The sequence below is a fragment of the Streptomyces canus 299MFChir4.1 genome (genome assembly GCF_000383615.1).
GTDB lineage: Bacteria > Actinomycetota > Actinomycetes > Streptomycetales > Streptomycetaceae > Streptomyces > Streptomyces canus_C.
In genome coordinates this window covers 1-7,539 of sequence record NZ_KB911674.1, presented here as the reverse complement: position 1 = coordinate 7,539, position 7,539 = coordinate 1, and the positions used below count along the sequence as shown (strand labels likewise).

Sequence of the window (7,539 nt, the reverse complement as noted above, 5' to 3'; positions counted from 1 at the left end):
GACGTTGGCGCTTGATGGTGTGCGGGTGCTGGACATGACGCATGTGCAGTCGGGTCCGTCGGCGACGCAGTTGCTGGCGTGGCTGGGGGCGGATGTGGTGAAGGTGGAGGCGCCGGGCGGGGACGTCACGCGCGGGCAGTTGCGGGATGTCCCGGACGCGGACTCGCTGTATTTCACGATGCTCAACTGCAACAAGCGCAGCATCACGCTGAACCTCAAGACGGGGCGGGGCAGGGAGATCCTGACGGCGCTGGTGCGGGGTGCGGATGTGCTGGTGGAGAACTTCGCGCCGGGTGCGGTGGACCGGATGGGGTTCACGTGGGACCGGATCCGGGAGATCAACCCGAGGATCGTGTACGCCTCGATCAAGGGCTTCGGCCAGGGCCCGTACACGAACTTCAAGGCGTATGAGGTGGTCGCGCAGGCGATGGGCGGGTCGATGGCCACGACCGGGTTCCAGGACGGGCCGCCGCTGGCCACCGGTGCGCAGATCGGCGACTCGGGCACCGGTATCCACGCGGTCGCCGGCATCCTGGCCGCGCTCTTCCAGCGCGAGAGGACCGGCCGCGGCCAGCGCGTGAACGTCGCGATGCAGCACGCGGTCCTGAACCTGTGCCGGGTCAAACTCCGCGACCAGCAACGCCTGACACACGGACCGCTCGCGGAGTACCCCAACGACGACTTCACCGACGAGGTCCCGCGTTCCGGGAACGCCTCGGGGGGCGGGCAGCCCGGCTGGGCCGTCAGGTGCGCGCCGGGCGGCCCGAACGACTACGTGTACGTCATCGTTCAGCCCGCCGGCTGGCAGCCTCTGTCCGCGTTGATCGGCCGGCCCGAACTCGGCGCCGATCCGGAGTGGGCCACCCCCGAGGCCCGGCTGCCGAAGCTGGCGAAGATGTTCCAGCTGATCGAGGAATGGACCGCGGCCCTGCCCAAATGGCAGGTCCTGGAACAACTCAACGCCCACAACATCCCGTGCGGGCCGATCCTGTCCCCGAAAGAGATCATCGAGGACCGCTCCCTCGCCGACAACGACATGATCGTCGAAGTCGCACATCCCCAGCGCGGCACGTTCACCACGGTCGGCAACCCCCTCAAACTCTCCGACTCCCCCACCACCATCACCACCCCACCCCTCCTCGGCCAGCACAACGAGGACATCTACATCGGCGAACTCGGGCTCGGTGACGAGGAGTTGCGGCTTCTCAGGTCGGGCGGGGTGATCTGACGTGGTGAACCGAAGCCACGTTCCCGGGCCCCTGGGCGGTGGTCCATGACGTGAACGAGCGCGGGGACCGGCGGCGGTGCGCGTCGGCGGGACCCCGGGATCCATGCGCGCACGAAAGGCATTTGGACAGGGGGCGCTGGCCAGATCTTTCGACGCAAGGAGTCATGAAGACTATGACAGCCATCGACTACTCGTCGTCCGCCGCCTTCAGGGAGGTGACGGACCGCAACGGCCGCGTGTACCGGGTCGGCGAGACCGACCGGCACATCATGGGGCGACCACGATGGACCATGGTGCTCTTCCCGTGGATGGGCATGCTGGGCATCAGTTCCTCGGAGTACGCGTTCACGTCGGCCGAGGACACACTGCACGAGGCGCATCTGTGGAGCAGTGGGCACATCTTCTGGCTGATGGGCGTCTGGGTGTTCTTCCAGGCGGCCGTGGCCTTCCCGGCCGGGCAGCTCAGGGAGAGCGGAAAGCTTCCGGCCCGGTACGCGATGATGCTCGGCGCGGTGGGCACGATCCTCGGCTACATCTCGCTGGCCTTCGCGCCGAACGTGATCTTCGCCTATCTGGGCTTCGGTGTGTGCAGCGGTATCGGTGCCGGCCTTGTCTACGCGACCTGCGTGAACATGGTCGGCAAGTGGTTCCCGGAGCGCAAGGGCGGCAAGACCGGCATGGTCAACGGCGGTTTCGCCTACGGCTCGGTGCCCTTCGTCTTCCTGTTCACCTCGTACATGGACCTGAGCAACTACCGGGGTGTCCTGGTGACGGTGGGCCTCGTCTGCTGCGCGATCGTGGCGTTCGCCGGGTGGTTCTTCAAGGACCCGCCGAAGAACTGGTGGCCGCCGCACGTCGACCCGCTCAAGCAGACCGACGACCCGAAGATCCGGCGGGCGCTGGAGAAGAACCCGCCGGCCGTCAAGCAGTACACCCCGAGGGAGGCCGCGCGCACGCCGGTCCTGTGGATGATGTGGTTCTGCCTGCTGTGCACGGCCGGGATCAACATCTTCGGCATCGCCTTCCAGGTGCCGTTCGGCAAGGACATGGGCTTCGCGGGCGGGATCGTGGCCACGGCGATGTCGCTGAAGGCGATCGTCAACGGCACCGGGCGCGGGGTGATCGGCTGGATCTCCGACAAGTTCGGGCGCCGCAACACCCTGATCATCGTCTGTCTGGTGCTGGGCACCGCCCAGTTCGGGGTGCTGGTCTCCGGCCAGATGGGCAGCATGCCGTTCTTCCTCTTCTGCTCCATGGTCTCCGGCTTCGGCGGCGGCGCGATCTTCCCGCTGTTCGCCGCGATGACGGCCGACTACTTCGGTGAGAACAACAACGCCTCCAACTACGGCATGGTCTACAGCTCGAAGCTCATCTCGGGGCTCGTCGGCTCCGGTGTCGGCTCGATCGTGGTCGGCGCCTGGGACTACCAGGGCGCGTTCGTGCTGGCCGGCTCCATCGGCCTGGCGTCCGCGGTCCTCGCACTGTTCCTGAAGGCTCCCGGCAGGCCCCAGACCAGCCGTCGGACCGTACCCAACCCGCAACCGCTCGGCGAGGAAATGGCCTGACATGACGGCAGATCCGTACGCAGCACGCAGCGAGACCGACAAGACCGCACACTCCACCGCCGCACCACGTCCCTACCGAGAAGTGACCGACGCAGGCGGCCGCGTCTACCGCATCGGCGAGACCGACCGGGACATCCTCGGCCACTCGCGCAAAATCATGGTGTATCTGCCCTGGATGAGCATGATGGCCATCAGCGTCTTCGAGTACGCGTACGGCTCGGCCGAGGACACCCTGTCCCACGCCCACGGCTGGACGCAGAGCAACACCTTCTGGATCCTCAGTGTCTGGGTCTTCTTCCAGGCCGGCATCGCCTTCCCGGCGGGCTGGCTGCGGGAGAAGGGCATCCTGACCGCCCGCAAGGCCATGTACATCGGCTCGGGCATGTGTCTGGTCGGATTCCTCGCCCTGTCGCACCTGGGCAACGTCTGGCTGGCGATCCTCGGATTCGGCGTCATCGGGGGAATCGGCGCCGGACTGGTCTACGCGACCTGCATCAACATGGTCGGCAAGTGGTTCCCCGAACGCCGGGGCGCCAGGACCGGGTTCGTCAACGGCGGCTTCGCGTACGGATCACTGCCCTTCATCTTCATCTTCAACTACGGCTTCGACACGGCCAATTACCACCGTGTCCTGGACCTCATCGGGTGCTACATCCTGATCGTGGTCGTCGGGTGCGCGTTCTTCTTCAAGGACCCGCCGAAGAACTGGTGGCCCGCGGACATCGACCCGCTCACCCACGGCGGCGGCGAGAAGGGGGCCGGAGCCCTGGCCAAGAACCCTCCTGCTGTACGGCAGTTCACGCCCAAGGAGGCCGTCAGGACCGGCATGCTTCCCCTCATGTGGATCGCCCTCGTCATGACCGCGGGAGTGTCGATCTTCGGGATCTCCTTCCAGGTCGACTACGCCAAGGAGGTGGGTTTCGGCCCGCTGGTGGCGGCCTCCTCGATGGGCGTCATGGCCGTCATCAACGGCATCGGGCGCGGTGTGGTGGGCTGGCTGTCCGACAAGTGGGGCCGCAAGTCCACGCTGGTGTTCGTGATCGTCGTCCTGGGTCTCGCGCAGTTCGGCGTGATCTGGGCGGGCGACATCAAGAGCGAGTCGCTGTTCCTGGTGTTCGCGTTCCTGTCCGGGTTCGGGGGTGGTGCGTTCTACCCGTTGTTCGCGGCGCTCACCCCGGACTACTTCGGGGAGAACTACAACGCCTCCAACTACGGGCTGGTGTACAGCGGCAAGCTGATCTCCGGCCTGTTCGGCGGCGGCCTGGGCTCCATGGTCGTCGCGGCCTGGGGCTACGACGGGGCGTACGCCCTGGCCGGCGCCACCTCGATGCTCGCGGCGGCGATCGCCCTGCTGCTACGGCAGCCGGGACGGTCCCGGACCGGAGCCCCGGCACCACAGCCACAAGCCGCGGCCTGAGGCCGGCGGTTCGGACAGCAGGCAGCCCTTCCCCATGGCGTCGGGGAGGGGCCGCCTGATCCGATGGCTTAGGGTTGTCCGATGGCTGGGGTTTTGTCCGGTTGCCGGGCGCGGATCGATGGCCGGGTGCAGACCGATGGCCTGCGCCGACCGCTGGCAGCCTCACCCGAGAGCCGGGTACTGGCCCACACCCGCCTGCCCCAACGGCAGGGTGCCGGCCGATTGCCGACTGCTGACCCATGGCCAGGCACCGACCCCCGACCACCTCACCCGACAGCCGCGTAATGGCCGACACCCGCCTGCCCCAACGACAAGGCGCCAACCGACTGCCGACTGCCGACCCATGGCCAGGCACCGACCCCCGACCACCTCACCCGACAGCCGGGGTGTCGACGGATGGCCCAATGCTGGCTGACGGCCGGGCACTGATCGACGGCCGCCTGACCCGGCAGCAGGGTGCCGACCGATTGCCAGGTGCTGAGCAACCGCCGCCTTGTCCGTCGGCCGGGCGCTGTCCGTCGGCTGCCTGATCCGACGGCCCGGCGCCGTTCGACGGCCACGGGCCCTGAACTTGCCTGGCGTCGTACGTCACTTCTCGCGGTCGTGGTACATCTTCCGCGTGTGTTCCGTGTGTTGCCGCATGATCGCGGTGGCGCGCTGCTCGTCACGGTCGGCGATCGCCGCGATGAGCTCACGGTGCTCGATCCAGGACTGGCGTCCGCGCTGCCGGGCGACCGGCGTGTAGTACCAGCGCACCCGGCGGTCCACCTGCCCCGCCAACTCGGCGAGGACCGCGTTGCCCGCCAACTCCATGACCTTCGCGTGGAAACGGGCGTTCAGGGCGACCGCGCCGTCCACGTCGTCCGCGTCGACGGCCCTCTCGCCCTCCGCGCACAGGTCCTCCAGGGCGGCGATTCCGGCGCTGCCCGCGTTGGCGGCGGCGAGCCGGGCCGCCTCGGCCTCCAACAGCGTGCGCACGGTGAGGAGCTGGTCGGCCTCCTCGTCGGTCGGCTCGTGCACGAACGCGCCCTGCGCGGGCCGTAGATCCACCCACCCCTCGGTGTTCAACCGCTGAAGAGCCTCCCGCACCGGCTGCCGGGACACCCCCAGATGACCCGCCAGCTCACTCTCCACCAGATGCTGACCCGGCTGGAGGGCACGGGTGGTGATGAGTTCGAGCAGTGCGCCGTAGACACGGTCGCGCAGTGGACCGGGGCGCTCGAGCCTGGGCACCGTCCCGTACGGCAGTCCTGTCGTCGGCAACATCACGGTCCCTCCCGTACAGCGTTCGTCGCTGCAGCTGAGAGCCAATTATGAATTGGTTTTCGCCTACAGTCTACGGCGCACAACCCCTGTCGGCCCGGGCCTTACCGGGGCGTAGCAGCAGCTCATGGGCCTTGGTGACGTCAGAACCCTTGCTGAGCACTCTCTCCATCCTGTAGACAATATCCAGTCGACAAAGTCGGCAGTTCCTCGGTCACCCTCACCGAACGGAGCTTCCACCCATGAAAGTCGCAGTCCTCGGCGCCGGAGCCATCGGTGCCTATGTCGGCGCGGCACTCCACCGCGCCGGTGCCGACGTCCATCTCATCGCCCGCGGTCCGCATCTGGCGGCCATGCGGGAGCACGGTGTCCAAGTCCTCAGCCAGCGCGGCGACTTCACCGCCCGCGCCCACGCCACCGACGACCCGGCCGAGATCGGCCCGGTCGATTACGTCTTCCTCGGTCTGAAGGCCAACTCGTACGCGGCGTGCGGGCCGCTCATCGAGCCCCTGCTCACCGACACCACGGCGGTCATCGCTGCCCAGAACGGCATCCCCTGGTGGTACTTCCACGGGCACGGCGGCCCGCACGACGGGCACCGCATCGAAAGCGTGGACCCGGGCGGCGCGGTCAGTGCGGTGCTCGCTCCCTCCCGGGCCATCGGGTGTGTCGTCTACGCGGCGACCGAGCTCGAAGGCCCGGGTGTCGTACGGCACCTGGAAGGCACCCGGTTCTCGATCGGCGAGCCCGATCGCAGCCTCTCGCCCCGGTGTCAGGCCTTCAGCGAGGCCATGCAGGCCGGCGGGCTCAAGTGCCCGGTCGAGCCGAACCTGCGGGACGACATCTGGCTGAAGCTGCTGGGCAACATCTCCTTCAACCCCATCAGCGCGCTGGCCCGTGCCACCATGCGCCAGATGTGCCTGCACGGCGGCACCCGCAAGGTCATCGAGACGATGATGGCCGAGACCCTCGCGGTCGCCGAGGCGCTCGGCTGCACCGTCGGTGTCTCCATCGAACGCCGTCTCGCCGGCGCGGAGCGCGTAGGTGACCACCGCACCTCCACGCTCCAGGACCTGGAGCGCGGCAAACCGCTGGAACTCGACGTCCTGCTCACCGCGGTCATCGAGCTGGCGGAGATCACCGGTGTGGACGTGCCCACGCTCCGTACCGTGCACGCCCTCTCCGACCTCCTCGCGCTCCGGGCCGTCGCATGACGCCACCGGGCACCCACGCCGTCGGGCCGTCACCCCGGATCCGGCCGAACGCCGGCGCCGGGGTCGCGTTGGCCCATGCGATCGGCCGGGAGATCATCCGGGCGGGGCTGGCCGATCGGGCGTTCATCGAGCGCTCGACCTCCGGCTTCGAGGAGTACCGGCGGCTCGTCGAGCCGTGGACGGTGTCGCTCGCGGTGAAGGTGACGGGCGTACCGGCCGCTGTCGTGCGGGAGTTGGCGCACACCTTCGCGCGCGGCGAGCCGTTACGGGCGTTCGTCGGCACCGGGCACGAGGAGGTCCGCGCGCTGACCGACTTGTCGCTGCTCACCGGCCGCGGTCACGACGGTCGAGCGGGGCGGACGCCTTTCCACCTGGTCCGGCACTCCCCTCCCGTCGACCTGACGGACGAGGAGTATCCGGTCCGGCTCACCAAGGGGCGCCGTACGGACTCGAACAACTCCCTTGTTCAGAGGGGTGGTTCGGCGTCGTCGCTGCGGCGGACCGAGTGTGTCGAGCTGAGTCCGGAGGACGCCGAGCGCTACGGCGTGGTGGTCGGCGAAGAGGTGCGGGTCGCCACCCGGCGGGGCTCGACGACTGCGCCGGTGTGGGTGGATCCGGCGCTGCGGGCCGGTCTGGCGTTCATGACCGGCCGTCCGCCGGACGGCACGGACGCCAACCGGGGTGCGCACAGGGCGGGTTGTCCGATCGCGGGGACCGTGGAGTTCCAGGCCGCCGCGATCCGGATCGAGAAGATGCCTGTCGAGAAGACGCCCGTCGTGGCGATACGGAGGTGAGACCGGACATGGGACGAGTCACGGAACGACGCAAGGTGATCCGCATCCGCGACGGGGC

At 68.5% G+C, this 7,539-nt stretch carries 5 protein-coding genes and 1 pseudogene; 5 read left to right on the top strand and 1 reads right to left on the bottom strand.

Annotation, left to right across the window (positions count from 1 at the left end; translation table 11 throughout):
- The 3 genes from frc to H293_RS0148425 all read left to right on the top strand — a co-directional run.
- Positions 1-1,228: formyl-CoA transferase (frc, locus tag H293_RS0148435; protein ID WP_033416879.1), on the top strand; the 1,228-nt coding region annotated here is incomplete at its 5' end.
- Between the two features lie 173 nt (positions 1,229-1,401).
- Positions 1,402-2,793 (top strand): OFA family MFS transporter, encoded by a 1,392-nt coding sequence (locus H293_RS0148430; RefSeq protein ID WP_020124952.1) that lies wholly within the window; start codon positions 1,402-1,404, stop codon positions 2,791-2,793.
- Between the two features lies 1 nt (position 2,794).
- A complete protein-coding gene (locus H293_RS0148425) occupies positions 2,795-4,210 on the top strand; it encodes an OFA family MFS transporter (protein ID WP_020124951.1) in 1,416 nt (471 codons plus the stop codon).
- Between the two features lie 588 nt (positions 4,211-4,798).
- On the opposite strand, the gene H293_RS0148420 is transcribed toward H293_RS0148425, so the two are convergent.
- Positions 4,799-5,473 carry a GntR family transcriptional regulator gene (locus H293_RS0148420; protein WP_028808874.1) on the bottom strand — a complete coding sequence of 225 codons (675 nt, stop codon included), beginning with the start codon at positions 5,471-5,473 and terminating at the stop codon, positions 4,799-4,801.
- Positions 5,474-5,715: 242 nt separating this feature from the next.
- Here H293_RS0148420 and H293_RS0148415 point away from each other — a divergent pair, with 242 nt between their 5' ends.
- Together H293_RS0148415 and H293_RS62090 are read left to right on the top strand one after the other, a co-directional pair.
- The gene (locus tag H293_RS0148415) at positions 5,716-6,687 is read left to right on the top strand and encodes a 2-dehydropantoate 2-reductase (RefSeq protein WP_020124949.1); all 972 of its coding nucleotides are present in this window, start codon (positions 5,716-5,718) and stop codon (positions 6,685-6,687) included.
- A 347-nt stretch (positions 6,688-7,034) separates the two neighbouring features.
- Positions 7,035-7,481: pseudogene (locus H293_RS62090) on the top strand (molybdopterin dinucleotide binding domain-containing protein); the annotation flags it as partial.
- Positions 7,482-7,539: the final 58 nt, after the last annotated feature.